Source organism: Pseudomonas sp. KB-10 (assembly GCF_018221585.1).
GTDB classification, from domain to species: Bacteria; Pseudomonadota; Gammaproteobacteria; order Pseudomonadales; family Pseudomonadaceae; genus Aquipseudomonas; species Aquipseudomonas yangonensis.
In genome coordinates this window covers 42555-67075 of sequence record NZ_QYYB01000013.1, presented here as the reverse complement: position 1 = coordinate 67075, position 24521 = coordinate 42555, and the positions used below count along the sequence as shown (strand labels likewise).

23 protein-coding genes and 1 pseudogene are annotated in these 24521 nt (G+C 62.6%); 10 read left to right on the top strand and 14 right to left on the bottom strand.

Going from position 1 to position 24521, the window contains the following annotated elements; translation table 11 throughout:
• Positions 1 to 70: 70 nt before the first annotated feature.
• The 3 genes from DXK50_RS24320 to feaR all read left to right on the top strand — a co-directional run bounded on the left by DXK50_RS24320 (position 71) and on the right by feaR (position 3407).
• Entirely contained in the window at positions 71 to 1570 is a 1500-nt protein-coding gene (locus DXK50_RS24320) for an APC family permease (protein WP_212632069.1), read from the top strand.
• Positions 1551 to 2135, top strand: coding sequence for a DUF3156 family protein (locus DXK50_RS24315; RefSeq protein ID WP_212632068.1), 585 nt, complete (start codon positions 1551 to 1553; stop codon positions 2133 to 2135). Before DXK50_RS24320 ends, DXK50_RS24315 begins: the two co-directional genes overlap by 20 nt.
• A 315-nt stretch (positions 2136 to 2450) precedes the next feature.
• Positions 2451 to 3407, top strand: coding sequence for a transcriptional regulator FeaR (gene feaR, locus DXK50_RS24310; protein WP_161867716.1), 957 nt, complete (start codon positions 2451 to 2453; stop codon positions 3405 to 3407).
• Positions 3408 to 3507: 100 nt separating this feature from the next.
• On the opposite strand, the gene DXK50_RS24305 is transcribed toward feaR, so the two are convergent.
• The 4 genes from DXK50_RS24305 to DXK50_RS24290 form a co-directional block, all read right to left on the bottom strand.
• On the bottom strand, positions 3508 to 4278 hold the full coding sequence (locus DXK50_RS24305; RefSeq protein ID WP_212632067.1) for an SDR family oxidoreductase: 771 nt from the start codon (positions 4276 to 4278) through the stop codon (positions 3508 to 3510).
• Positions 4278 to 5072 (bottom strand): SDR family NAD(P)-dependent oxidoreductase, encoded by a 795-nt coding sequence (locus DXK50_RS24300; RefSeq protein WP_212632066.1) that lies wholly within the window; start codon positions 5070 to 5072, stop codon positions 4278 to 4280. The genes DXK50_RS24305 and DXK50_RS24300 overlap by 1 nt, the downstream gene beginning before the upstream one ends.
• Positions 5059 to 5880 carry a molybdenum cofactor biosynthesis F family protein gene (locus tag DXK50_RS24295; RefSeq protein ID WP_161867713.1) on the bottom strand — a complete coding sequence of 274 codons (822 nt, stop codon included), beginning with the start codon at positions 5878 to 5880 and terminating at the stop codon, positions 5059 to 5061. Before DXK50_RS24295 ends, DXK50_RS24300 begins: the two co-directional genes overlap by 14 nt.
• Before the next feature lie 63 nt (positions 5881 to 5943).
• Entirely contained in the window at positions 5944 to 7155 is a 1212-nt protein-coding gene (locus DXK50_RS24290) for a multidrug effflux MFS transporter (protein ID WP_212632065.1), read from the bottom strand.
• A 253-nt stretch (positions 7156 to 7408) separates the two neighbouring features.
• On the opposite strand from DXK50_RS24290, the gene DXK50_RS24285 reads away from it, so the two are divergent.
• Positions 7409 to 8326: a LysR family transcriptional regulator gene (locus tag DXK50_RS24285; RefSeq protein WP_161867711.1), complete on the top strand. Its 918-nt coding sequence runs from the start codon at positions 7409 to 7411 to the stop codon at positions 8324 to 8326.
• A gap of 56 nt (positions 8327 to 8382) precedes the next feature.
• Here the strand turns inward: DXK50_RS24285 and DXK50_RS24280 are convergent, their stop codons facing one another.
• The 3 genes from DXK50_RS24280 to DXK50_RS24270 all read right to left on the bottom strand — a co-directional run bounded on the left by DXK50_RS24280 (position 8383) and on the right by DXK50_RS24270 (position 12742).
• Positions 8383 to 10011 (bottom strand): GMC family oxidoreductase, encoded by a 1629-nt coding sequence (locus DXK50_RS24280; protein WP_212632064.1) that lies wholly within the window; start codon positions 10009 to 10011, stop codon positions 8383 to 8385.
• A gap of 56 nt (positions 10012 to 10067) precedes the next feature.
• Positions 10068 to 11372 carry a carbohydrate porin gene (locus DXK50_RS24275; RefSeq protein WP_212632063.1) on the bottom strand — a complete coding sequence of 435 codons (1305 nt, stop codon included), beginning with the start codon at positions 11370 to 11372 and terminating at the stop codon, positions 10068 to 10070.
• Between the two features lie 110 nt (positions 11373 to 11482).
• Positions 11483 to 12742 carry an MFS transporter gene (locus DXK50_RS24270; protein ID WP_212632062.1) on the bottom strand — a complete coding sequence of 420 codons (1260 nt, stop codon included), beginning with the start codon at positions 12740 to 12742 and terminating at the stop codon, positions 11483 to 11485.
• Between the two features lie 415 nt (positions 12743 to 13157).
• On the opposite strand from DXK50_RS24270, the gene DXK50_RS24265 reads away from it, so the two are divergent.
• From DXK50_RS24265 to DXK50_RS24255, 4 genes and pseudogenes are all read left to right on the top strand, one after another.
• On the top strand, positions 13158 to 14117 hold the full coding sequence (locus DXK50_RS24265) for a helix-turn-helix domain-containing protein (RefSeq protein WP_212632061.1): 960 nt from the start codon (positions 13158 to 13160) through the stop codon (positions 14115 to 14117).
• Positions 14118 to 14659: 542 nt separating this feature from the next.
• Positions 14660 to 14944 (top strand): annotated as a pseudogene (locus tag DXK50_RS25610) (methyl-accepting chemotaxis protein); the annotation flags it as partial.
• Entirely contained in the window at positions 14921 to 15994 is a 1074-nt protein-coding gene (locus DXK50_RS25605; RefSeq protein WP_461818893.1) for a substrate-binding periplasmic protein, read from the top strand. The pseudogene DXK50_RS25610 and the gene DXK50_RS25605, both read left to right, overlap by 24 nt.
• A 43-nt stretch (positions 15995 to 16037) precedes the next feature.
• The gene (locus tag DXK50_RS24255) at positions 16038 to 16652 is read left to right on the top strand and encodes a TetR/AcrR family transcriptional regulator (RefSeq protein WP_161867804.1); all 615 of its coding nucleotides are present in this window, start codon (positions 16038 to 16040) and stop codon (positions 16650 to 16652) included.
• Positions 16653 to 16789: 137 nt separating this feature from the next.
• Here DXK50_RS24255 and DXK50_RS24250 read toward each other — a convergent pair whose 3' ends face one another.
• The 4 genes from DXK50_RS24250 to DXK50_RS24235 all read right to left on the bottom strand — a co-directional run bounded on the left by DXK50_RS24250 (position 16790) and on the right by DXK50_RS24235 (position 19774).
• Complete coding sequence (locus tag DXK50_RS24250) at positions 16790 to 17449, bottom strand: helix-turn-helix transcriptional regulator (RefSeq protein ID WP_212632059.1); 660 nt, start codon at positions 17447 to 17449, stop codon at positions 16790 to 16792.
• A 53-nt stretch (positions 17450 to 17502) separates the two neighbouring features.
• Positions 17503 to 17868 carry a cupin domain-containing protein gene (locus DXK50_RS24245; RefSeq protein ID WP_161867708.1) on the bottom strand — a complete coding sequence of 122 codons (366 nt, stop codon included), beginning with the start codon at positions 17866 to 17868 and terminating at the stop codon, positions 17503 to 17505.
• A gap of 57 nt (positions 17869 to 17925) precedes the next feature.
• Positions 17926 to 19224 carry an NAD(P)/FAD-dependent oxidoreductase gene (locus DXK50_RS24240; RefSeq protein ID WP_212632058.1) on the bottom strand — a complete coding sequence of 433 codons (1299 nt, stop codon included), beginning with the start codon at positions 19222 to 19224 and terminating at the stop codon, positions 17926 to 17928.
• Between the two features lie 91 nt (positions 19225 to 19315).
• Positions 19316 to 19774: a GlcG/HbpS family heme-binding protein gene (locus DXK50_RS24235; protein ID WP_212632057.1), complete on the bottom strand. Its 459-nt coding sequence runs from the start codon at positions 19772 to 19774 to the stop codon at positions 19316 to 19318.
• 182 nt (positions 19775 to 19956) lie between these two features.
• On the opposite strand from DXK50_RS24235, the gene DXK50_RS24230 reads away from it, so the two are divergent.
• Together DXK50_RS24230 and hpaR are read left to right on the top strand one after the other, a co-directional pair.
• Positions 19957 to 21015 carry an extracellular solute-binding protein gene (locus DXK50_RS24230; RefSeq protein WP_212632056.1) on the top strand — a complete coding sequence of 353 codons (1059 nt, stop codon included), beginning with the start codon at positions 19957 to 19959 and terminating at the stop codon, positions 21013 to 21015.
• A 53-nt stretch (positions 21016 to 21068) separates the two neighbouring features.
• Complete coding sequence (hpaR, locus tag DXK50_RS24225; protein ID WP_161867704.1) at positions 21069 to 21491, top strand: homoprotocatechuate degradation operon regulator HpaR; 423 nt, start codon at positions 21069 to 21071, stop codon at positions 21489 to 21491.
• Between the two features lie 8 nt (positions 21492 to 21499).
• Here hpaR and DXK50_RS24220 read toward each other — a convergent pair whose 3' ends face one another.
• The 3 genes from DXK50_RS24220 to hpaI form a co-directional block, all read right to left on the bottom strand.
• A complete protein-coding gene (locus DXK50_RS24220) occupies positions 21500 to 22039 on the bottom strand; it encodes a hypothetical protein (protein WP_212632055.1) in 540 nt (179 codons plus the stop codon).
• A 144-nt stretch (positions 22040 to 22183) separates the two neighbouring features.
• Positions 22184 to 23638, bottom strand: coding sequence for an NAD-dependent succinate-semialdehyde dehydrogenase (locus DXK50_RS24215; RefSeq protein WP_212632054.1), 1455 nt, complete (start codon positions 23636 to 23638; stop codon positions 22184 to 22186).
• Positions 23639 to 23664: 26 nt separating this feature from the next.
• On the bottom strand, positions 23665 to 24468 hold the full coding sequence (gene hpaI, locus DXK50_RS24210) for a 4-hydroxy-2-oxoheptanedioate aldolase (RefSeq protein ID WP_212632053.1): 804 nt from the start codon (positions 24466 to 24468) through the stop codon (positions 23665 to 23667).
• Positions 24469 to 24521: the final 53 nt, after the last annotated feature.

Sequence of the window (24521 nt, the reverse complement as noted above, 5' to 3'; positions counted from 1 at the left end):
GGCGGATCGGCATCGACGGGGTGCCGGCACGACTTATAACCAGAAAAAATCTGCTTTCGAGGTTCCCACGATGTCGATCAATAACAAGCTCAGTGAGCACCTGGCGCGGGGAACGGTCGGTTTCCCGACTGCCCTTGCCAGTACCGTCGGCCTGATCATGGCCAGTCCAGTCATTCTTACCGCGACCATGGGCTTTGGTATCGGTGGCAGCGCGTTCGCCATGGCCATGGTGATCGCCATGCTGATGATGCTCGCGCAGTCGACCACTTTCGCCGAAGCGGCATCGATCCTGCCGACCACGGGCTCGGTATACGACTACATCAGCGCCGGTATGGGACGTTTCTTCGCCATCACCGGTACGCTGTCGGCATACCTGATCGTGCATGTATTCGCGGGTACGGCCGAGACCATCCTGGCCGGGACGATGGCGCTGGTTAACTTCGAACACCTCAATACCCTGGCCGAAACCGCTGGTGGTGCCTGGTTGCTCGGGGTCGCCTTCGTGATTGGCTTCGGCATCCTCAACGCCTTTGGCATCAGCGTGTTCAGCAAGGCTGAGGTCATACTCACCTGCGTGATGTGGAGCACGCTGATGGTGTTCGGCATTGCCGGTCTGGTCGCCGCGCCGGCTGTAGAGCTCGATGGTCTGTTCGGCGCATCGCTGGTGGGCTCCGACCTGATCACCATTCTTTCGCTGGTGGGCATGGCCATGTTCATGTTCGTGGGTTGCGAGTTCGTGACACCGCTGGCGCCCGACCTCAAGCGCTCCGCCTGGGTGTTGCCGCGAGCCATGGCCATGGGGCTGCTGGGCGTCGGCAGCTGCATGTTTCTCTACGGCGCGGCAATGAAGCGTCAGGTGGAAAACGTGTTGCTAGACGAAGCAGCCGGTATTCATCTGCTCGATACGCCGATGGCGATTCCGCAGTTCGCCCAGCAGGTAATGGGTGACATCGGACCGATCTGGCTGGGTATTGGCTTTCTCTTCGCTGGCGCTGCCACCATCAACACCCTGATGGCCGGTGTGCCGCGCATTCTGTACGGCATGGCAGTCGATGGTGCACTGCCGAAGGTGTTCGCTTATCTGCACCCGCGCTTCAAGACACCTTTGGTGTGCATCGCCGTGGTGGCGGCGATTCCCTGCCTGCATGCCTGGTGGCTGGGTGGCAATGCCGACAGCATGCTGCCGCTGATCCTGGCTGCGGTATGTGCCTGGGCCACCGCCTACCTGCTGGTGACCTTGTCGGTGGTCATCCTGCGCATCCGTCGTCCGGATCTGCCGCGTGCCTACAAGTCGCCCTGGTTCCCGCTGCCGCAGATCGTCTCCACCGTCGGTATGGTACTGGGTATCTGGTTCATCGCGCCGCCGGGCATCGAGCCGAGTGCGGTGTACGTGCCTTTTGCCTTGATGTTGGGGATTACCGCGATCTACGCGCTGTTCTGGACGTTGGTGGTACAGCGAGTCAACCCTTTCCGCCCGGTACCGGTGGAAGAGATTCTGGAAAAGGAATTCAGCCACGAACCGGGTGTACACGACGTTGAGCCTTCGCTCCATGCTGCAAAGACTGTCTGATCTGTTTGGCAGTCAGCGGTTGCCCTCCGGCTACGGTCCGGGGGCCACCCTGGAACAGGTGCGGCGTAACCTTGCCGGGCTGTCGTTCGAGGCGCTGGATGGCGCCCGGGGACGCTTCAGCGTTCCCGGCGCCGCGCTGAGCTTCGAGGTGGTCGAGCGCACGCACAGCGAGCTGCTGATGCACCTGGTCCTGACCGATTTCGTACTGCGGGTGCCTTCGCCCGGCGGAGCGCCTGCGCGTATCGAAGTGCGTCACAGCGGTGCGCTGACTCGTACCGGTCTGCTATGTAAACAGAGGCAGGGCGATACGGATGAGTTGGCTGCTCTGCAGGCGACTTTGCTTGAAGACCAGGCGTTGCGCGTGGCGCTTATGCCACTGGACTTCAAGCGGCTATCGATCGAGCGCGACAGCGATGGCTGGCAGGTAAGCCTCGAACATATGGCTGCCAGCGAGGTGGTCAATCGTGTTCCCAGCTTCCGTCGCTATATCCGTCTCAATGATGAGCAGCGAGATGGCTTGATCGCCACCTTCATGGCCTTGCAGCGCATTCTGCGCACCTGTTGAGAGCCCTTTCGGCTGCCTGTGCACCGAACGGAGGCACGTCTTTCCTTTCTCTTCTGGCCAGGGCCGCTATCAGCGCCTCTGGCTTGCGTCTTTCTGCGCCTCGCTTTCTTGCCTGCCGAACTGCAGTCGATGCTTCAGCTGGGGTTCTTCCCGGCTTTCATCGTCGCTGGGGAGGGTAGTACGTGAATATGTTCTTTATCGGTAGGTTGGCACTTAACCTGCATCCCGTGATGGTAGCGGTTTTGTGTTGCGCGTCTATGTATAACATGTTAACTATTATGCAACAAAAACAAGACGTCATCCGTGGAGGTGCGTATGAATGGCCTGAGTGCGGCCCGAGAGGGGCTGGAAAGCTGGCAGGCTTCCCTGCAGGCGATCTGTGGTCGGTTCGAGACCCAGATGGCATTCAACCGATCGCTATTCATCGGAGAGATCTCCCTGCAGTGCCATGCTGGGCTGCCTATGGCTCATCTGCGCACCAATGCCGGGTTGATCGCTCGTCAGTCCATCAAGCCTGACCATGACAATGACCAGAGTTGTTTCCTGGTCAGTCAGCGCAGCGGCTTTTCGCAGATATCCCAGAACGGTACGAGCATTCAGCTCGCGCCGGGCGACCTCCTGCTCATGGACTCGGTTGGCTCTTGCGAAATCACCCCGTTTGGCCTGATCGAGCATGCTTCGTTGTCTTTGCCGCGCCAGGAAGTCGACCGGGTGCTCAAAGACAACAAGTTCGGCAAGGTCAGTGCGACCTGCCCCAGCGGCAAGATGTTGCACGTGCTGGTTGATCAGCTCTGTCGTGAGCCGCAGAGTGGATATAGCGACGGCGACGAAAGCGAAGCGCTGCGCACCGCGTTCATCTCTCTGCTGGCGCCGGCATTATCCAGTGCGCACGACAAACCCCTCCACGCTGAACTGCTGCAGGGCAATAATCTGCGCAGCTACGTGCAGAAAATCATCGACGATTCGCTGACTCAGCCGAACCTCAACCCCGTTGGCCTGGCTTCACGGCTGAACATCTCGGTACGACATCTTTATCGCCTGTTCGAAGAGCAGGGTGACAGCGTCTGCCGCTATATCCAGCGCGCGCGTCTAAAGCGCAGTGCAGATGACCTGTCCAACCCCTTCCTCAAGGGAGAGTCGATCACCTCCATCGCCTACAAATGGGGGTTCACTGACTCCGCGCACTTCAGCCGGGCGTTCAAGAAACAGTTCGAGCAGTCGCCCAAGGACTATCGGGCAATGGCGCTGATGGAAACAGCCGGCGCGGCTTGAGCGTCGCGCTCTGTCGTGCGACAAGATAGCGGCGTCGCTCTGCTGGGCTGTCGGCCCGAGCCACTCACCGACCGAAGTGGGTGAGTGGCTCGGTTGCCTCTTACGCCAGTGTGGCCAGGGTTTCCGGCAGCGTTGCGCCGCCATCGACGATGATGGTCTGGCCGGTGATGTAGCGAGCATGCTCTGAGGCGAGAAACAGCATGGCGCCGGCGATGTCTTGCGGTTCGCCCAGACGGCCCAGCGGCACCGCCGCAGCGATGCGGGCGCTGAGCAGGCTGTCCCCCAGGTTGTCCATGGCCGGTGTGCGGATCATCCCTGGCTCCACGCCGTTGACGCGTACGCCCAGTGGCGCCAGCTCCAGTGCCGCACTACGGATGAAGCCATTGACGCCGGCCTTGGACGCGGCGTAATGGCTGAGCCCCGGATAGGCTACCCGCGGCCCGGTTACCGAGGAGGTGACCAGCAGATTGCCCCCACCCTGACGGGTGAATAGCGGCAGGGCAGCCTGGCTCAGCCAGAACAAGGCATTGAGGTTGACCGCCAGGGTGCGCTCGAGAATTTCCGGGGTAATCTCGGCCAGCGGCGTCAGGGGGAAATACCCGGCATTGTGTACCAGTACATCCAGCCTCGGCAGGTAGGCCAGCAGTGCGCCGATGGCGTCGCGGTCGGCCAGGTCGATACCTCGTGCCTCTGCCACCAGCCCCTTGGCATTCAGTTCATCGGCCAGTGCCTGGGCGCTGTCCAGGCGCAGGTCGGCGATCAGCACGCGAGCGCCGCTGAGGGCGAAGGCCTCGACGATGCCACGACCGATGCCCTGGGCACCGCCGGTGACCAGTACGGTCTGCCCGCCATAGTCGAATACAGTTGCCATCAAGCACCTCCCATATGGGTGTAGGCCAGGGTCGGTACGTCTACAACCGTGGAGCCGCCGTCGGCGACGATGGCGGCGCCAGTGATGATCGAGGCCTCGTCGCTGATCAGGAAACGGCACACATTGGCAATCTCCTCGGCACTGGCGGCGCGGCGCAGCGGCACGTCGGCGGTGACCCGCGCGTAGGCGGCATCGAGATCGTCGCCGTAGTGGCGCATCAGCGGCTGCATTTCCTCGTCGGCCATCGGGGTACGTACCCAGCCCGGGCACACGCAGTTGACCCGCACGCCCTGCGGGCCGTAGTCCCGCGCCAGCGAGCGATTGAGACCGAGCAGAGCGTGCTTGGCTGTGGTGTAGCCGCAGACCTCCGGACCCGCCGCCAGGGAGGCGATGGATCCGAGCAGGACGACGCTACCGCGGCGCTCGATCAATAGCGGCAGACAGGCGCGGGCGCTGTAGAAGGCACTGTCGAGGTTGCTGCGCATGGCCGACTGCCAGCCTGCATCACTGGTTTCGGTTGCGCAGCCCAGACCATGACCGCCAGCGCAGGCGAGCAGGGCATCGATGCCGCCGAAGCGGTCACGAATGGTGGCGATGAAGCGGTCCCAGGTGGCGCTGTCGGCGGCATCGCCAACCAGTACCAGGCCGCCAGTTTCGGCGGCCACTCGCTCAAGTGGTTCGGCGCGTCTGCCGATGAGCACCAGATTGGCGCCCTCGGCAGCCAGTCGGCGGGCACAGGCCTCGCCGATTCCTGTACCGGCGCCGGTGATGACGACGGTCTTAGGCATCGCCATACTCCGTGCGGTTGAGCAGGTTGCAGTACGAGGACACCGGGAAATTGGACAGCTTGTCGAAGCTGTCGCCAGCGTAGCCGAAGATCTTGCCGTCGCTGCGGTGGTTCTTCAGGTCGATCATCACCAGGCCCAGGGTTGGGACGATTTTCTCGCGCCAGACGAACAGGTACAGCTCATCGGTGATCTTGTAGTAGTGGCACAGGTCGGTGTCGCAAAGGCCCTTCTCGACACCCTTCAGGCACTGCCAGCTGTAGTAGTTGTCGTTGAGGTAAATATGCTCGTAGACCTCGGTCGGGCTGTAACGATAGCGGTTGCGGATGCCGACCAGCTCGCTGGTGGGGGCGTGCGGGCAGGCGCCGGATTGCCAGGGCTTATCCAGGCTGCCGTGATAGAAGTGGGCCTGTACGCTGGTCAGCGTTTTGCCGGCCAGCGCGCGCGCGTACAACCCTTCGCGGGTTTCTTCGGCGCTGGGCAGAGTGCCGATGACTGCCGTGAACGACTGGCTGTGGGTGTCGAGCACCAGGCTGATGGAATAGTCCTTGCCGCCTTCGTTCTTGATGAAGTCGACCAGGTAGATGCCTTCGCGCACTGACGTGGCACGGTAAGGCGCGCTGCCTTTGGAGTGGCCATCGGCTGCGACCCAGTGCAGTTGTTCGGCATCGAAGCGATGATCGATTTCCCAGCCGTTCTCGAAGAACAGGTTGAAGCGTTTGCCGGCCAGGTCGGCCAGATTGGGCAGGATGAAGGCTTCGGGGGCGAACCCGTCGGCGAGTGCGCCGACGGTGATCCAGTCGGATGTGGTGCTCATGAGGCGTTTCCTGTTGTGGTGATTGAACGTCCTCATGCTGCACCGACAGGGTCAGGGGGGGTATCAACCGGATGGTTGAGTCCGCTCCAGGGCGATGGCATGGCGCAGGCCGTATAACGCTAGCCCGGCGATCAGTGTCATCAGTACGAACATGGGCCAGGCGCCCTGTCCGCTCAACAGGCCCAGAGCCACGCCGGCAAGACTGGCCAGTACATACTGAGCCACGCCGACCAACGCCGAAGCGCGTCCAGCCTGCGCCTGCTGGCCCTGCATGACGAGTGACATGGCATTGCCCCAGACCAGACCCAGGCTGCACACCGCACCGCTGAGCAGGAGAATGGAGGTCAGTTGGCTGGCGGCGAAGAACTGCACAAGCAGCAGCGGCAGCAGAAAGCCCAGGTGCAGTACGCCGCCAGCCAGAAGAAGATGCTCGGCCCGAAAGCGGCGCAGCAACTGAATGTTGAGGAAGCTCAGCAGGCACATGCCCACGGCGTTGGCAGCGAACAGCAAGCCGAAATGGGCGGGTGACAGCCCGTACAGTTCGATCAGTACGAAGGGCACGCCGCTGATGTAGGTGAAAAGGCTGGCGCAGAACAGGCTGATGATCCAGGTGTAGCGGCGGTAGTGCGGGTCATCGAGCAGGCGCAGGTAACCGCGCATGCTGCGCAGCAGGCTGTCGCGGTTGCGCAGCTGGCTCGGCAGGCTTTCCTCGACCCACAGTAAGACAGCGGCCAGGCAGAGAAGGCCGAACAGGGAGAGGGTGACGAAGATCGCCTGCCAGCCGAAGTACTCTGCCAGCACGCCGCCCAGGCTGGGCGCCAGCACCGGGCCCAGCCCCATGACCAGCATCAGCATCGAGTAGACACGCGCTGCCTGAGCGTCCTCGAACAGATCGGCGACGATGGCGCGCGGAATGACCAGCGCGGCGGCGCCTCCGATGGCTTGCAGCAGACGCCCGGCCAGCACGGTCTCGATATGATCTGCCGAAAGGATCAGTAGCGATCCGAGTACAAAGCAGGCCATGCCGACCAACAGCGGCTTGCGCCGACCGTAGCGGTCGGCAATCGGTCCATAGACCAGTTGGCCGACGGCCAGTCCGATCAGAAAGATCGCCAGGCTGGCCTGGACCCAGCCGCTGGTCGTGCTGAAGTGCTGTTGCATGGCCGGCATCGCCGGCAGATACATGTCGATGGCAATGGCATCCAGAGCGGTCAGAACGCCCAGCAGGACGATGAGCAAGGTACGGCGTGGCGCCGCTACGGCATAGGTTGTCATGGATTGTCTTCCGGCAGAAAAAGCTCAGCAGAGCGGCTGCCGCGCAGCCACTTCGGCCGGTGTGAACCCGGGCGGCCGCTGTCGCCTGAATGGAGGGCGAGTTAACGGTAGTGGACAGCAGGCCCGAGCGACCAAGGTCGTCTGAAGGGCATGATTGGCGGCAGCGATGTTTGATAGGTCGTGCTATTTTAATCGGCAATTTTTCTAATCTAAATGCGCTATTTGTGCTTTCAATATTTAGAAGAGCTTACGAATGGATGCATTCATCAAGGGTATGGCCCTGTTCGCCACCGTGGTGGAAAAGGGCAGCATGGCTGGCGCCGCACAGGTATTGGGAGTCAGCCCGTCGGCGGTCAGCCAGCAGGTGGCAAGGTTGGAGCGCGAGGCCAATGTCAGCCTGTTGCACCGCAGTACACGGCGCCTCACGCTGACCGAAGCCGGTCGAGCCTTTCATGAGCACTGCGTGCGGGTGCTGGAGCAGGCGGAGCAGGCGCGCCAGCGCCTCAATGAGTTTCGTGAGGCGCCACTCGGGGAACTGCGGCTGTCCGCTCCTGCCGGCCTGACCAGTTCGCTGATGAGCGAGGCGCTCAAGCCTTTGTTGCAGGCGCACCCGAATCTGCAGATCAGCCTGCTGTTCCAGGACGAGATTCTCGATATGGTCGAGCACCGTATTGATCTGGCAATCCGGGTCGGGCCGATGGCCGATTCCAGCCTGGTGGCGCGTCATCTCGTCGATTGGCCCAGCGTGCCCTGCGCCTCGCCATCCTACCTGGCCGGTTTCGCGCCTCTGCGTGAGCCCCGCCAGTTGCAGCAAATGGACTGGTTGCTGATGAGCACGGATCCGCAGCCCAACCTGCTGCGTCTGCACGGTGAACAGGGCGAGGTCTTCGAAATGCGCATGCGCAGCCAGTTGAGTGCCAACAGCATCCTCGCGGTAAAACAGTTCGCCCTGGATGGTATGGGCTGCGCGGTGCTGCCCGAACCGGAGATTCGCAACCACCTGCGCAGCGGCGCACTGCAGCGTCTGTTGCCCCAGTGGCAGGCGCCGTTGTTCAGCTTGTACGCGGTGACCGTTCGACGTGACGCATTGCCAGCCAAGGTGCTGGTGACCATCGAGGCACTCGCCCAGTATCTGCGCAACCGGGAGCGGCAGGCGCATTTCGCGTCTTGACAGGGGGCGTCGTCACACCTGCGCGGGAGCGACGACATGGCGCTTTTCTGAGGAGCTCAATCGGCCCGGACTTTGCCGCGCAGCAGATCGGCTGCCTTCTCACCGATCATGATCGCCGGGGCATTGGTGTTGCCGGTGATCAGGCTGGGTATGATCGAGGCATCGGCCACACGCAGGCCTTCGATGCCATGTACGCGCAACTGATCGTCGACCACCGCCATGGGGTCCGATCCCATCTTGCAGGTGCCGACTGGATGGTAGACCGTGCCGAGGTTGGCGCGAATCCAGGCTTCGATCTCGCTACGGCTGCTGACCTGCGGGCCAGGCACCAGTTCCCCCTTGAGATGCTTGCTGAAACTCGGGGTTGCGACCAGCTTGCGGATCAACTGGAAGCCTTGGACCAGCAGGTCAAGGTCGGCCGGGTCGCTGAGGAAGTTGGCCTCGATCAGCGGCTTTTCATGCGGATCGGATGAGTTCAGGCGAATACGGCCACGGCTGCGTGGGTGCATGACCGCTACGTGCAGGCTGATGCCATGGCCGAAAGGGATCACCCGCTGCGGCTGGTTTTTCAGCGCCGGGGCGACGATCACGCCCAGCTCCGGTGAGCGGGCGTTCGGGTCTAGCCGCAGGAATCCGCCGGATTCCACGGTGTTGGAGGTCATCGGCCCGCGTCGGCCGAATAGGTACTGCAGCGGCGAGCGCAACAGTGGCCACCAGCCGGTGGCGCTCAAGCCGTAACCCAGACGTGGCTCGCTGCGGTACATCAGCACGATGTCCTGGTGATCCTGCAGGTTCTCGCCGACCCCCGGCAGGTCATGCTGCTGGACGATGCCATGGCGGGCCAGCTCGGCGGCCGGGCCGATACCGGAGAGCAACAGCAACTGCGGCGAGTTGATCGAACCGGCGCTGAGGATCACTTCGCGCCTGGCTTCGAGTTGACGTACCTGGCCCTGGTGATGAACTTCGACGCCGCGGGCGCGCTTACCATCGAGTAGCACGCGCCGGGTCAGGGCACTGCTGAGAATGGTCAGGTTGGGCCGCTCGAGTATTGGGTGTAGGAAGGCTCGCGAGGCACTGCAACGCTCGCCGTTCTTCTGGGTGACGTGGAACGGGCCGATGCCTTCCTGCTGTTCGCCATTGAAGTCGGCGTTGTAACGCCAGCCCATTTCCCTGGCCGCCTGATAGAACACGTCGTTGACCGCACTGGGGCTGCGTAGCGCGGCGATGTTCAGCTCGCCGCCCTGACCATGGTAATGCGAGGCGCCCGGTTCGAAGTGCTCGGAGCGACGAAAGTACGGCAGCAGTTCGTCATAGCTCCAGCCCTGGTTGCCAGCGGCGGCCCACTGGTCGTAGTCATTGCGGTCGCCGCGAATGTAGATCATGCCGTTGATCGCGCTGCTACCTCCCCACACCTTGCCGCGTGGGCAAGGGATCGGCTGCCCGCTGGTGCCGGCTTGTGGGGCGAAGCGATGCATCCAGTTCCACTTGGGATTGGCAATCAGGCGGATGATCCCGGCCGGCGTGCGGATGTAACCGCCCGGCAGCGGCGTACGGTCGCTGGGGCCTGCCTCGACCAGGCAGACCGAAACGGACGGGTCGGCGGACAGCCGGTTGGCCAATACACAACCGGCGGAGCCGGCGCCGACCACGATGTAGTCGAACGAGTGGTGGGCAGTGGACGTCATGCGTTTTACCTCTTTCTTCTTGGAAAGCGGCTGGCCACACGGTCAGCCGCCTGGTACTACAGGCCGAGCAGCGAGCCCATGTCGACGATCAGTTGCACGCCGATGACCAAGCCGTCGTTGCTCAGCTCCGTGGCTTCGGGGTTGTAGTAGTTGTCGGGGTTGAAGATGTACTGCACGGAAGGCTCGACCATGACGTGCGGCGCCAGGGCGATCACCGCGTTGGTTTCCAGGGCATATACGTCGCGCTGGCCGGAACGTGGATCACCGCCGTTGGCGATGCGTGCCTGACGTTGGAATTCGACCTGCTGGGCGTTCTGCCGCAGGTAGCGGGCCTTGAGGTTGAGCTTGTCGTGCGGACGGTCGAACGGTGCGTAGTAGGTCACCCCCAGTTCGGCAAAATGGCTGAACGGTTGCTTGTCATCGGCGGCAGCCGACAGCGAGCCGAACAGGCCCAATGCCTGCGGCGAGGTAAGCTCGCCGCCGTCCGCGCGCCAGAGTAGTTGCTGGAACTTGAAGAAAGCGCCGGCGCTGCCGTGGTCACTGTTGCCGGTGAGCGGGTCGACCTGCTTGGAGGTGTTCAGGTAGGCGTTCAGCTCGTAGTGCGAGCGATAGGGGTCGAGCGACTCGTCGCGCTTGCTGCCCACACCGAGCAGCAGCGTGGTGCCACTGGCATCGGTGGTGCTGAAGTCCAGGCCGCGGCGCTTCTTCAGGTAATCCACCGGGTTGGACTCGAAGGCGCCGCCATGCAGGTAAAGCGACGGACTGGCCCGGTACTTCAGGTAGCCGCCCCAGGAGCCGTAGGGCGGCGGCAGGATTCCGGTGGAGGCGTCGATCACCGGGTCGTTACAGGTGACAATGGCCTCGCAGTTATAGATCAGGAAATAGCGGCGCGCGTTGGTGCGGCCCAGGTGCGTATTGATTCGACCATCCAGCCACTGCTGTTGCCAGGTGAGCAGGCTCAACTGGTTGGCGGCAATATCGTTGTGGATCGGCGCACCGGCAAAGTAGCTGCCGGCGGCGCCCTGCCAGTTCGGCCCGGTGGGTACGCCGGTGCCATGGTCGAGGATGAAGATGCTCTGTTCGAAGTGCAGTGAGCTGCCATCGCGCCCCGCGAGGGTGTCGAGGTTGAAGTCGGCGCCGAGGAACAGGTCGCCGCTGTTGCCGAAGCTGTGCTGGCGAGTGCCGGTGTCGAGGTTCTTCAGCGACAGGTTCCAGAACTGCGCATGGGTTTTCACGCCATGGCTTTCGAGGTAGTCGCCGAATTCGGCCAACGGGCCACTGCGGGGGCTATCCCCGGCGTGAGCGGACAGGCAGAGCAGGCTGGCGCAGAGCAGCGCCGGCAGGGTACGAAGTGTTTGCATGATCGGGTCACTCATCTTGTTTTTGTTGTTGTTGTTGTTGTTGTTGTTGTTGTTGTTGTTGTTTCGTATGAAGTGCCGGGCAGGCCGCTCCTGATCTGCCCGGGCAAGGCTCAGTGCTGGCTGGTCTGCAGTGCGGAACTGCTCATCAGGCCGCGGCGCTGTAGTACGGCCGGAGCGGTCTCGCGCAGGAACAGGGCTGTCACAGCGGCAAGCAATGCGCTGGCGCAGGAAATCCACATGACGATAGGCAGGCCGAAGCGGTCGGCGGCGAAGCCGGCAACGGTCGGTGCGACGAAACCACCGGTCAGTTCGCCCAGGCCCATCACCAGGCCAAGTGCTGTGGCGATATAGCCGCGTGGCACGGTTTCCGCTGGTACCGTGGCCATGAACAGGGTGAAGCAGCCCAGGCCGGTGTAGGTCAGCAACAGCAGTACACCGAGGCTGCTGGCATCTGGTGCGTAGAGCAGCACCATTGGGCAGGTGGCGGCGATCAGCGAGAACAGCACCAGGGTCGGTCGGCGGCCGATGCGGTCGGAAATGGCCGGTACGACGAAGCCCCATACCACCCAGGCCACGCCCAGGCAGCTCATCAGCGAGCCCATGGTGCTGGCGCTGAAACCGCGAGTCGTGACCAGAAAGGTTGGAGTGAAGGAAATCAGCACTACGAACCAGGTCACCAGCATGCAGCTGATCAGCGTGCAGAGCAGAATATTGCGTTGCTTGAGCAACCCGAGAATGCTGACCTTCTGTACTTCTTCGCGGGTTTCGCTGGCTGCTTGGCGCAACTGATCCGGCTTGACGTAGCGCCAGATCAGCCAGGCGATCAGCAGACCGGGGATCACCGAAGCGATAAAGGCCTGGCGCCAGCCGAAGGCTTCGGCCAGGGCGACCAGCACCGGTGGGCCGATCACGGCGCCGAGCAGACCAGCCGCCGAACCGTGCAGCAGGCCCATGTTCAGGCCCCGGCGATGGGGCGAGGAGGCTTCTACCATCAGCGACTGCGAGATGGGCAGGATCGGCCCTTCGGCCAGGCCCATGATGATGCGAAACAGCAGCAGGCTGAGGAAGCCGCCGACCAGGCCGGACATCGCCGAGCACAGCGAGAACAGAATGACCGCGACGATCAGGATCGGCTTGCGGATGCCGCGACGATCCGACCAGGCGCCGACCACCACGCCGGAAATGGCCCAGGCCAGTGCCAGCGCCGAAGAGAGCATGCCGAGATGGCTGTTGCTCAGCTGCAGTTCATCCTGCAGGAAGGGAAACAGAAACGACAGGGCCAGGCGGTCGAAGAAGACAAAGCCGAACGACAGGAACAGTACGCAGAGCAGGACGTTTTCGTAACTGGCGAAATTGTTTTTATGCGCCATAACGGTCTCCAGGCCAGGTGGCCGGTCAGGTGAAACGGGTACGCGAATGAAGTGGCAGCCCGGTGAGAGCTAGAGCATCCGTGACCGGGCCGCAGGTGATGCAGGTGCGTGCGGCACTGATCCGGGCGTGGCGAATGCGGGCAGGCGCAGAGCGAAGCTGCGCGGGTGGGGAGCAGGCATGGGAGAAACCCTGTACTTGTTATTGGTGGGGCGACTGTATGCCGCAGCTGCAGTACAGGTTTGATCGAGCCGGCCAGGATGTTTGCGCTTTCCAGACATCGCGCCTGATGTCGGCGGCCAGGGCGTCAGTTGGGCAATTGACGCAGCATAGCGTTCATATGTTAATGATATGTGCGAGCGCTCCAGACCTTGCGCCTGTCATCGGGGAGCGCCGTTTCCAACGAGAAGAACAACAATGCCCGCCACTCATGTACTCGAAACCCAACGAGCCAGCACGCTGGACATTCCTCCGGAGCAGCGCCTGGCTTTTTGGGAGGACTACAACGCGTCGATCCTGGTCGGTCTCAGGTGTTCGTCCTATGCCGAAACCGGCTTCACCGCAACGCAGGACAATCTGCATCTGGAACGGCTACGAGTGGCGCGTATCCGCGGCAACGAGCATGTGGTCGAACGCACCTCGCCGATGATCCAGGCGCTGCCCAGCGAATCGATCTTCGTCGCGCTGGTACAAGACAGCCAGTCGTTCTTCTACCAGGGGCGTGACTGCCAGTTGCTGCAGCCGGGCGAGCTGATCATCTATCGCAATGACCAACCCTATCTGTTCGGTTTTACCGGACCGATGCGTCTGTTCATCTTCGACATGCCTCAGCGCGATTTTGCCGAGCATTGCCTACGCGATCTGAAGGGACCGCTGAAGATCGGCAGCGAGAGCCCTGTACAGCGGTTGTTGACGCATTCCCTCGGGCAGCGCGCCAGCGCTTTTCTCGATACGCCAAGCCATGAGGGGGCCGAGCGCTTTCAGGAGGAGACCTATGACCTGTTGGCCAGCATCATCACCGACCATTCCGGTGTACACCGCGCCAGCGGCTTGAGCGCGGCTTACTTGCTGGCGGCCAAGCAGTACATCCAGCAGCACCTCGATGACCCGCTGCTGAGCTGTGAACAGGTGGCGGCGGCCACCGGCGTCTCCAGTCGTCATCTGGCCAGGCTGTTCGCTCAGGAAGGCCGTACGCCTAGCCGTTATCTTCTGGATAAGCGCCTGGAGCGCGCCCGCCAGCTGCTTGCCTCACCTCAGGGTATGCGCCTTGGTATCGCCGAAATTGCCTATCGCACCGGCTTTTCCAGCCAGGCGCATTTCGCCCGTGTCTTCAAAGGACGCTTTGGTCTTACGCCCAGCGAAGCGCGCAGGCGTTGAGGTGCTCCGCTAAGGAGGCGGCAGGCAAGGTCAAAGGCCTTGGCAGGCAGATACATGTTTACCTGCCTGCCAGCAGGTATGAGTGTCACCCGAGAATGTCCGTCAGGTCGTAGGCTCGACTTACGCCGTATTCTGGAGTGACACGCATGTTCAAACACTGGTTCTCCCGGCCCGAGCCCGAGTTGCCAATGGCGCTGGCCGTGTTGCCCGAACCGGAGCGGCCCGAAGCCCCCGATAGACCTGCTAGCTGGCTTTTCTCGCGCCTGCTGCGCTTGCTCACAAGCTTGCAGCGCGCTGTGGCCAATGGCCTGTCGAGTGGGCGTCAGGCCTGCGTCGAAATCGACCGGCGTAGCCAGCAGATGGCTCAAGCGCTGGGACAATCGGCGCAGCACATGCATGACAGTAGGGCGCTGGCCGTAACCATGCAGCAGGCTCTGAGCGAACACTTGCAGGATGCAGAAGGCGACATTCGCTCGCGTCTGGACGAGGTCGTTGCGCAGGTCACGGCGAAGTCGCAAGAGGTGATCGCGGTATTGCAGGATATCGGCGACATCGCCAAGCAGGTCAACCTGCTGGCACTCAATGCGGCCATCGAGTCGGCTCGCGCGGGGGAGGCCGGACGTGGATTTGCGGTAGTCGCCGATGAGGTTCGGCGTCTGGCCCAGCGCACCCTGCTCAGTGCTCAGGATGCCACCGCACGCATGGACCTGAGTGAACTGCAGCGGCGCATGCTGGCTGTCTCGACGCTCAGCCAGGAGCGTTTCGTGGCACTGGCTGAGCAGCTCAACCTGTCGCTGGAGCAGATGGACGGCCTGTTCAGCGCCGTATCGGGCAATGTCGAGGGGTTGCAGCAGACTAATCGGGTCATTCTCGAAAGCGTACCGCAGCTTCATCAGCGGCTCGATGGCCTTACCGATCTGGCCGGGCGTGCGGCCAGGCTCGCGGGTGAGGCGGCCTCTCTGGATGAAGGCGACGCCGGGCTGAAGCGACTGCTGCGTAGCCAGCATGTCGTGGTGGAGCCGGGACATGATGCCTTGGCGGCCATCCAGCAGCGTGGGCGTATTCGCGTGGCGATCGAGCCGGCCTTTATCGGTCTGTCATTTCGTACCACGCCAGGCGAGCCGCTGCGGGGGCTGGACGCCGACTACGCGCGGGCCTTTGGCCAGTGGCTGGGGGTCGAGGTCGAGTTCGTCGAGCAGAGCTGGGAGCAATGCCTGTCGGCACTGGACTTCGGCCTGCGTGTCGGCGAGCCGCCTGCAGACCTGATGTGGAGTGCGCTGCCCGCATTGCCGGCGTTCGAAGGCGTGGCCTTCTCCCGGCCCTACAGCGTGTCACCGCTGATCCTGGCCAGGCGTTGTGGTGAGACGCACATCCGTAGCCTTGCCGACTTGCAGGGACGGGTGCTCGGTTGCGGCAACGATCCACTGGTGCTGGACACCCTGGCGCAGCTCGGTGTGCGCTGGTCGGCCAACCAGCGTCAGGCAGGCGGGCGCATCGAGCTGGCCAATCTGGTGGTGTTTTCCGATCAGAGCCGCATTCACGATGCGCTGGCCGAGGGTGTGGTCGACGCATTCGTGGTCGAGCGGCCCATCTATCACTGGGCCGCGACCAGCCGGCAGAGTCCCTGGTACGGCAAGATCGAGGTGCTGCCAGAGCATGTAGGCGAGCAACTGTGGTGCTACAGCGTGGGCGTGGCAGCGTGCCCGGAGAATGCGACCCTGCTGGCCAAGGTTGATGCCTTCATCATGCAATTTCAGGGCAGCAAGCGGTGCCGGGAAATCGAACAGGCCTGGCAGGGAGAATCATTCTCCGGGGCCGTTCCCGCATTGCCGGATGATGTGACCGGTGCCGCGGCGTTGGCCGTGCGGTCGTTTTGAGATGAGCCTGCCCGTTGCACGACGGCAGTACCCGCAAGGAAAGATGGAGATCGTTTTGCCGAAAGTTCTGACCCCTTCCGCCGCGAATATCTGTGCCATGGCGGTCGGCCATTTTGCCGATCATGGTTATGACGCCTCTTCGCTGAATGAGATTGCTGCTCTGGCAGGCATGCGCAAGGCATCGCTTTATGCACATTTCGCCAGCAAGGATGCCTTGTTTCATCAGGTTTTCGAGCTGGCGCTGGCGCATGAGCTCGATCACGTCGCGACCTGTTTCGAGGCTGAGGCCGGTGGCAGCGCCATCGTCGGTCTGTGCTATGCGCAGCATCTGATCGGGCGTTACGAGCAGTCGGCGCACCTGCGTTTTCTGCTGCGCACCGCCTTCCTGCCGCCGGCGGAACTACGTGAAGCGGTGAGTGCCGGTTATGAGCATTACCTCGGGCGGATTCGGACCGCCTTCGTCGGCCTCCTGCGCATGCGTCATGCCTGGGCAGCGCATGACGAGTCGCGTGTCGAGACGTACGCCGAGGCATACCTTGGCATCATCGACAGCTTGCATGTGGAACTGTTCTACGCCAGCCCGGACACCTGCAAGCGCCGTACCGTGGCGCTCTTTCGCTTGCTGGGCGACTCGATGACCCTGGCCGCCAGGGGCTGACGACCCCGAGTGGCGTATCCCTTCCGAAGGCATCCTCAGGTTGCCGACGTAGCTTAGCTCGTCGGCATGCTGCTCAGTGGTTCTACGGGACAAGCACGTGGGGCCTGCGCTGCTGCATGCTGCGTTGTCTGAGGCCGTCAAATGAACAGGGCGGTGACCAGTTCGGTGCGATTGCTCACGCCCTGCTTGCGGAACAGGTTGAGCAGGTGGGTTTTTACCGTGGGCAGGCCGAGACCAAGTTCACGGGCCAGCTCCTTGTTGCTGGCGCCGTCGCGCAGCAGAAGAGCGATCTGGCGTTCACGTGGAGTGAGATGCTGCAGGCGATCATGTTCGACAGGCAGGCTTCGTGCCGCCATCTGCATCAGTCCGTGCAGTGGCAGCAGACCTTCGAGTTCATGTGCGCTGAACGAGCCGAGATCGGCATGGCGCAGCAACGAGATGCCGGCCGCCGGGCGCCCATTTACGTTGGCGATCACTTCGACCACATCGACTACCGCATAGCGCTGAAGGAAACCCTGATAGACCTCGTTCCTGGCCGTGGCCTGACGCCGCAGGCCTTGCCTCAGGGAGATCACCGGCAGACCGGATGCCGCACAGGCCTCAGGGCTGAGCGGATCGAGCTCGCGGTAGTGATTGAGGTAGGCGTCATGCATCGGTGGTTGCATGCCGCGCAACTGGAAGTCGCAGGCCTGCAGGTTGGCGTCGATGCGATAGAACACAGCCAGGGAGGCTGGCACGAAATGCTTGAAGGCGCCGAGACAGTGCTGGCCGAGGGTCTGGTAGGTGACGGGATTCATCTTGGCATCGAGAGCCGGGTGGGCGACGGCAGTATTGCCGCCGCCCCGTCTCATCAGGCTACGGCGTAGTAGTGCTTGACGAAGCTGTCGCTGACGATTTCCCACAGTACCGGGGTGCCCTTGGTGACGAACCAGGTGTCACCGGTCTTGAAACGGGTGGTCTGGCCAGTGCTTTCGTCGGTCAGAATGACTTCTCCGGTGACTACAGTGGCTTGCTCGTTGAAGGGGTAAGTCATGCGGAACTTACCTTTGGTGGTGCCGAAGTAGGCGGCACTGACCGGGTCGGTCGGGGCACCGGAGGTCATCTTGCCGAAGCACTTGACTTCGCCTTCGAGAATTTCCGAGCCGAGGTCAGCAACGGTGCCCCAGGCGTCCAGCTGGTCGAGGGTGATGCCGTTAGTGATGGCGGTAAGGGACATGGCAGTAACTCCTAGTTGGGGGGTCGGGTGGCGCCGTCGCAGGCGCCGCTTGTTCGGTTAACGGCGGCCGTTGAAGTAGCCGGAGAGCTGGTGCAGGGTCTTGCCACCGGTCAGCAGCAGCGGCGCGATGTGGTCCTTGCCGACGATGTTGATGCGACGCACCGAGCTGATCAGGTCGTAACGCGCCGAGCCTTCGCTGATGCCTTCGGCCAGCACCTTGCAAATGATGTGGCTGGGGGTGACGCCGAACCCGGAATAGCCCTGTACGTAGAAGGCGTTGGGGCGACCAGGGAGGCTGCCGATCTGCGGGAACAGGTTGGCGCTGGTCGCCATGGGGCCGCCCCAGGCCAGGTCGATCTTCACGTCCTTGAGGTAGGGGAAGATCTTCAGCATCAGGTTGCGGTTCCAGGCCTTGAGGTCTTTCGGGATATGCTCGATGAAAGGCGTGGCAGCACCGAACAGCAGGCGGTTTTCGTTGGTTACGCGGTAGTAGTCGATGACCGGGCGAATGTCGCTGTAGGCGCCCCGGATCGGGCTGATGCGCTGGATCATTTCGTCCGACAGCGGCTCGGTCATCATCTGGAAGGCGTAGGTGTTGATGGTGGTGCGGTGCAGTTCCGGCTCCAGCTTGTTGAGGAAGCTGTCACAGGCCCAGAGCAGTTTGCTGGCCTTGACCGAGCCCTTGCCGGTGCGCACGGTGATGCGTTCGCCGTACTTCACCTCCAGCGCCGGGCTGTATTCGAAGATCTTCACTCCGTAGCTGGCCAGTGCCTTGGCTTCGCCGAGCAGCAGGTTGAGCGAGTGCACATGACCGCCGCCCATGTGCAGCAGGGCGCTGCTGTAAGCGTCGGAGCCGATGATCTGCTTGACCTCGGAGCCCGCCATAAAGCGGATCTCATGGTTCGAGCCGAGGGATTTGAACTCCTTCTCCCAGGCGCGAAGAGTTTTCTCCTGACGGGAGTTGAAGCCCATGTAGCCGTAACCGTGGCAGAAGTCGGCGTCGATGTTGTACTTGGCGATACGGTTTTTGATGATGTCGGCGCCGGTATCGCTGATCTCGAAGATCTGCCGCAGTCCGTCTTCACCGACGTCCTTCTTGATCTTCTCCAGATCGTGGCCGATGCCGGCCATGATTTGCCCGCCGTTACGCCCGGTGCCGCCGAAGCCGAGATAGCGTGCTTCCAGCACGACGATATTGGTGATGCCTTTTTCCGCCAGTTCCAGTGCGGTGTTGATCCCCGAGAATCCACCTCCGATGACCACTACGTCCGCTTCAAGGTCTTCCGTCAGGCAGGGGAAGCTCAGGTCGTATTTTTTGGTGGCGGTGTAGTAGGTGGGGGTTTCGATATTGATCATGACAACTGCCTGGTATTGGATTGGTTTGAGCGTTGCGTTGCAGGGGATATTAGCGCTGGCGGGCGGTTGTTCGTCTTGTTCCTGCCTGCCGTTAGTTTTGATCGGGACTGACAAGCCCCAGTAACTGCTCCACACGCTCTAGCGCCGCCCTGGCGCACTCACCGTCGACCGCCTCTGAAGCACCGGAGATACCGATGGCGCCAATGATGTGGCCGGCGTGACGAAACGGCTCGCCGCCGCCGAACAGGGCCATACCCGGTTGTAGCGGCAGACCCTGGCGTACCGCAGGGGAACAGCGTTCCAGGCGCTCCTGCCAGGCATTCGTAGGGAGGCCGAAGCTGACCGCCGTACGGGCCTTGTTCAGAGCGATGTCACGACACAACAGTGGGGCACCGTCCATATGCGCCATATGCAGCATGTGACCGGCGGCATCGACTACGGCGATGCTGATGCTGACCTGAGTGCTGAGAGCCTTGTCCAGCGCTGCCTGCAGCGCCCGCATGGCCAGGGCGAGGCTGAGCGTGGGCGATTGACGAATCAGTTGCTGCATCGTGGCTGTTTCCTGTTCTGAAAGGTTGATCATGAACAGGTTAATGAGTTGCTGCAATATTCAGGCGCCGGACCGTTTGCGGTCATCATGTCAGGCTCGGGCAAGCCCTTGGCAGGCGTGCGCATGCAGCGCCGGATGCGGCTGGATTAAATAGGCGCTCATCGCTAGCCAGGAGCTTCGCCATGAGGTTTTTGTTCGCTCTATTGACCCTGTCGCTGTGCTGCCAGGCACAGGCTCAGGAGGTGCTGCGCGTACTGAACTGGAAGAACTACATCGATCCGCAGGTGCTGCAGACCTTCGAGCGCGAGACCAATATCCGGGTCGAGTACCAGACGTTCACGGCTGCCGAGGAGCTCGACGCGGCGCTGGCTTCCGGCAAGGCTTATGACCTGGTGGTGCCGTCGCATTTCCAGCTGTCGCGCCTGATCCGCAATGGTCAGCTGCTGCCTCTGGATATGGCGCGCCTGCCCAACCGTGACAATGTAGCGCCTGGGCTTCTCGCCATGTTGGCCGGGGTCGACTCGGCCAATCACTATGCCGTGCCTTATCTGTGGGGCGTGGTGGGCCTGGCGGTCGACCCGCTGCGCGCCGAGGCCAGCTACGGCGCGCCGCTACCCAATAGCTGGAGCCTGCTGTTCAACGAGAGCCAGGCCGCACGACTGCAGGGTTGCGGGTTGAGCATGCTGGATGCGTCGGAGGAGACCGCCTCGCTTTGGTTCAACTTCCGCGGGCGCAACTTGCCGCAATACGGGCCGCGCCAGATCGAGCGCAGCCTGCAGCCGCTACTGAAGATCGTGCCGCATCTCAGTGCACTGGACAACGAAGCCTATATCGAGGCGCTTGGCGACCGTCGCCTGTGCGTTTCCATGGCCTGGGCCGGTCACGCACTGACCGCCGCGCAGCGCAACCCTGACCTGCGCTTTCAGGTGCCGGAGGAGGGCGCAGTTGCGTTTATCGACAGCCTGGCGATTCCTGCCAACGCCGAACGAGCGGATCTTGCCTATCGCTTCATGGACTATCTGCTGCAACCCGAGCAGGCGATTCGCAACGCACGCACGACCTTCTTCTACTCACCGCTCAAGCCCGAACTGCCGGTACACCAGGAGCTGGCCCGCGAGCGGCCGCTGCAGGTGCTGGGGGCTGAGGAGCGGCGGCGTGTGTACATGCTGCAGAACCTGACCATCGAGCAGAAACAGGCACTGGATCGCTTCTGGAGCACTGTGAAGAAGGGCAGCCCATGACCTGTGCTGCTGCTTATAATTAAACTATTAATAAATCATCGGTCACGCCGAATATGCCCCAGCCTCGTCCCTCTCTGACCCTGACTCTGCTGCAAGCTCGTGAAGCTGCCATGCGCTTCTTCCGTCCGCAGCTCAACCTGCATGATCTCACCGAGCAGCAGTGGCGGGTGATTCGTATCCTGCGCCAGCACGGCACGCTGGAGAGTCACCAACTGGCCCGCCTGGCCTGTATTCTCAGGCCGAGCATGAGTGGCGTGCTGGCGCGCCTGGAGCGTGATGGGATGGTTGTACGGCGCAAGATGGCCGGAGACCAGCGCCGGATCAAGGTGAGCCTGACCGCGCAAGGGGAACAATATTTCACCTCCATGAGCGCCGAGATGGAGAACAACTACCGGCGTATTCAGGAGCAAATGGGCGAGGATAAGCTCAGCAGGTTGCTGGAACTGCTGAGCGAGTTGCGCGACGTCAAACCCTGATCACCGGATCACTCACTGCCCAGTCGTTCTCGGGAGAAGGCCTGCAGTACCCGTGTCGCGGCGTTGAAGTTCTTTTGCGCCGCCAGCGCCAGTGCCTCGACCTGGGCGCGTTCCTGGGCGATCACATAGTCCCAGAACGCCTGGTCGTCAGCGTTGGTCTGAGCCGGCAGGGCTTCGAGCTCCTGCAGATACTCATCTGTGGCACCGGCCAGCATCTTGATGAAGGCGCCGTTGAACAGCTTGGCGAACAGCAGCGAGGCGTGCGCCTTGAATCCGCCGCTGTGATTATTGGCCAGGCCATGGCGCTCGGCCTGCTTGGCGTAGCGCGGCTGCTGCAGGGCTTCCAGCTTTGCATAGGCGCTCCAGAAACGGCCCTGATCCGAGCCGCTGTGCCGCTCGGCCAGTTGCGGGACCACCTGGCGGGCAACGGCGCGGTTGGCCAGTTCCTTGTCCAAGGCAATCAGGTAGGCGCTGTCACCGGCCTGGGCAGTGCTTGCCAGGCCAAACAGGCAAAGTAGCGGGGCGAGAAGTTTGTGGGAACGGGGCATATCGTCCTCGTAGGCGGGCAGCCTGGTAATGACGGCCTGGGCGGCAAGTGCCAGCCAAGACGCTACTACCGAGGCATCGGGTGACTAAAAAAAATGGCCCGGTTAAGGGCCACAAGGGTTACAAGCATCCGTTCGCGCCGGGAATCAGGCGATGCCCAGGCACATGTATTTCTGTTCGATGTAGTCGTCGATGCCGTAGTGCGAGCCTTCGCGGCCCAGGCCCGACTGCTTGATGCCACCGAACGGCGCCACCTCGGTGGAGATCAACCCTTCGTTGACGCCCACCATGCCGTATTCCAGAGCCTCGCTGACGCGCCAGGCGCGGCCCAGGTCGCGGGTATAGACGTAGGAAGCCAGACCGAATTCGGTGTCGTTGGCCATGGCGATGGCTTGCGCTTCGGTCTCGAAGCGGAAGATCGGTGCCAGCGGGCCGAAGGTTTCGTCACGCGCGACCAGCATCTCGGGAGTGACGTCGCCGAGCACGGTCGGCTCGAAGAAACTGCCGCCCAGTGCATGCGGTTTGCCCCCGGCCAGTACTTTTGCGCCCTTGCTCACGGCATCTTCGATGTGCTCCTGAACCTTGAGTACCGCCTTGGCATTGATCAGCGGTCCCTGCTGAGCGCCTTCTTCCCCGGCAGGTGCGACTTTCAGCGCATTGACCGCAGCCACCAGGCGCTTGCTGAACTCCTCGTACACGCTGTTCTGCACCAGCAGGCGGTTGGTGCAGACGCAGGTCTGCCCGCTGTTGCGGAACTTCGAGCCCAGAGCGCCTTGCACGGCGGCGTCCAGATCGGCGTCCTCGAAGACGATGAACGGCGCGTTGCCGCCCAGCTCCAGCGACACCTTCTTGATGGTCTCGGCGCACTGCGCCATCAGCAGCTTGCCGATGCCGGTGGAGCCGGTGAAGGACAGCTTCTGCACGTCGGGGTTGCTGGTCAGCTCTCCGCCGATGGCGCGCGAGTTGTTGCCGGGGACAATATTGAGCACACCGGCCGGAATGCCGGCGCGCTCCCCGAGCACTGCCAGGGCCAGGGCCGACAGCGGCGTTTCCGAAGCGGGCTTGAGCACCACGGTGCAGCCGGCGGCCAGCGCCGGGCCGACCTTGCGGGTGATCATGGCATTGGGGAAGTTCCAGGGAGTGATGGCTGCAACCACGCCGATGGCCTGCTTGATCACCACCAGGCGGCGGCCTTGCTTGTCGTGCGGGATGACATCGCCGTAGACACGCTTGGCTTCCTCGGCAAACCACTCGATGAAGCTGGCACCATAGGCGATTTCGCCACGGCTTTCGGCCAGCGGTTTGCCTTGCTCCCAGCTGAGCAGGCGGGCCAGGTCTTCCTGGTTGGCCATGATCAGGTTGTACCAGTTGCGCAGGATGGCGCTGCGCTCCTTGGCGGTTTTTTCACGCCAGGCGGGCAGGGCGGCCTTGGCGGCGGCGATGGCGCGGGCGGTTTCCACCTGGCCGACGGAGGCCACTTCAGCGATCAGCTCGCCATTGGCCGGGTTGGTCACGGCGAAGCGCGCTTCGTTGTCGGCTTCGACCCATTGGCCATCTATATAGGCCTGTTCACGCAGCAGGTTCAGATCGGTGAGTTTCATGTCGTTCTCTTGGAATGCTGGATGGTTCAGTAAACGCCGCCGCCACTGGTGGACGGTGCCGGTGCGTCCTTGAACGCTGCCGCCAGGGTCTGCAGGCCGCGCATGAGGACGGTGGTATCGACGCCGACGGCGACGAACTTGGCGCCCAGCTCGATGTAGCGGCGCGCCAGCTTCTGGTCGGCGCTGAGGATGCCGGCGGCCTTGCCGGCCTTGCCGATGCGGACGATGGCGTCTTCGATGGCCGCCTGCACGTCTGGATGTCCGGGGTTGCCACGGTGGCCCATCGAGGCACTGAGATCCGCCGGGCCGATGAAGACGCCGTCGACGCCGTCGACTGCCACGATTTCATCCAGCTTGGCCAGGCCGTCCAGGTTTTCGATCTGCACCAGCAGGCACATCTGTTCGTCGGCCTTGTCCAGGTAACCGGGAATGCTGTTCCAGCGCGAAGCACGTGCCAGGGCACTGCCGACACCACGAATCCCGCTCGGCGGGTAGTGAATGGCGCGCACCAGCTCGCGGGCCTGGTTGGCGCTTTCCACCATCGGCACCAGCAGGGTCTGGGCGCCGATATCGAGGATCTGCTTGATCAGGGCAGTGTCGCCGATCACCGGCCGAATCACCGGCTGTGAGGCGTAGGGCGCCACTGCCTGCAATTGGCCGAGCAGGCCGCGCAGATCGTTGGGGGCATGTTCGCCGTCGATCAACAGCCAGTCGAAGCCGGCGTTGGCCGCCAGCTCGGCGCAGTACGGGTCTGCCAGACCGAGCCACAGGCCAATCTGCGCCTGGCCCGATTGCAGGCGTTGTTTGAAGGTATTGATGGGCATGTCCATAAAAAGCTCCTTGGCTTCAGGCGGCAGGCTCCAGGCTGCAGGCGAATGCTCCT

Bases quoted from the DNA above. Each gene is read 5' to 3' on its own strand.
- DXK50_RS24300 (WP_212632066.1), bottom strand. From the start codon at position 5,072: ATGGCGATGCCTAAGACCGTCGTCATCACCGGCGCCGGTACAGGAATC.
- DXK50_RS24280 (WP_212632064.1), bottom strand. From the start codon at position 10,011: ATGACGTCCACTGCCCACCACTCGTTCGACTACATCGTGGTCGGCGCC.
- DXK50_RS24240 (WP_212632058.1), bottom strand. From the start codon at position 19,224: ATGATCAATATCGAAACCCCCACCTACTACACCGCCACCAAAAAATAC.
- DXK50_RS24290 (WP_212632065.1), bottom strand. From the start codon at position 7,155: ATGACAACCTATGCCGTAGCGGCGCCACGCCGTACCTTGCTCATCGTC.
- DXK50_RS24295 (WP_161867713.1), bottom strand. From the start codon at position 5,880: ATGAGCACCACATCCGACTGGATCACCGTCGGCGCACTCGCCGACGGG.
- DXK50_RS24265 (WP_212632061.1), top strand. From the start codon at position 13,158: ATGCCCGCCACTCATGTACTCGAAACCCAACGAGCCAGCACGCTGGAC.
- DXK50_RS24235 (WP_212632057.1), bottom strand. From the start codon at position 19,774: ATGCAGCAACTGATTCGTCAATCGCCCACGCTCAGCCTCGCCCTGGCC.
- DXK50_RS24245 (WP_161867708.1), bottom strand. From the start codon at position 17,868: ATGTCCCTTACCGCCATCACTAACGGCATCACCCTCGACCAGCTGGAC.
- DXK50_RS24215 (WP_212632054.1), bottom strand. From the start codon at position 23,638: ATGAAACTCACCGATCTGAACCTGCTGCGTGAACAGGCCTATATAGAT.
- DXK50_RS24305 (WP_212632067.1), bottom strand. From the start codon at position 4,278: ATGGCAACTGTATTCGACTATGGCGGGCAGACCGTACTGGTCACCGGC.
- DXK50_RS24320 (WP_212632069.1), top strand. From the start codon at position 71: ATGTCGATCAATAACAAGCTCAGTGAGCACCTGGCGCGGGGAACGGTC.
- feaR (WP_161867716.1), top strand. From the start codon at position 2,451: ATGAATGGCCTGAGTGCGGCCCGAGAGGGGCTGGAAAGCTGGCAGGCT.
- DXK50_RS24250 (WP_212632059.1), bottom strand. From the start codon at position 17,449: ATGAATCCCGTCACCTACCAGACCCTCGGCCAGCACTGTCTCGGCGCC.
- DXK50_RS24275 (WP_212632063.1), bottom strand. From the start codon at position 11,372: ATGCAAACACTTCGTACCCTGCCGGCGCTGCTCTGCGCCAGCCTGCTC.
- hpaI (WP_212632053.1), bottom strand. From the start codon at position 24,468: ATGGACATGCCCATCAATACCTTCAAACAACGCCTGCAATCGGGCCAG.
- hpaR (WP_161867704.1), top strand. From the start codon at position 21,069: ATGCCCCAGCCTCGTCCCTCTCTGACCCTGACTCTGCTGCAAGCTCGT.
- DXK50_RS24285 (WP_161867711.1), top strand. From the start codon at position 7,409: ATGGATGCATTCATCAAGGGTATGGCCCTGTTCGCCACCGTGGTGGAA.
- DXK50_RS24255 (WP_161867804.1), top strand. From the start codon at position 16,038: ATGGAGATCGTTTTGCCGAAAGTTCTGACCCCTTCCGCCGCGAATATC.
- DXK50_RS24230 (WP_212632056.1), top strand. From the start codon at position 19,957: ATGAGGTTTTTGTTCGCTCTATTGACCCTGTCGCTGTGCTGCCAGGCA.
- DXK50_RS25605 (WP_461818893.1), top strand. From the start codon at position 14,921: ATGGACGGCCTGTTCAGCGCCGTATCGGGCAATGTCGAGGGGTTGCAG.
- DXK50_RS24220 (WP_212632055.1), bottom strand. From the start codon at position 22,039: ATGCCCCGTTCCCACAAACTTCTCGCCCCGCTACTTTGCCTGTTTGGC.
- DXK50_RS24315 (WP_212632068.1), top strand. From the start codon at position 1,551: ATGCTGCAAAGACTGTCTGATCTGTTTGGCAGTCAGCGGTTGCCCTCC.
- DXK50_RS24270 (WP_212632062.1), bottom strand. From the start codon at position 12,742: ATGGCGCATAAAAACAATTTCGCCAGTTACGAAAACGTCCTGCTCTGC.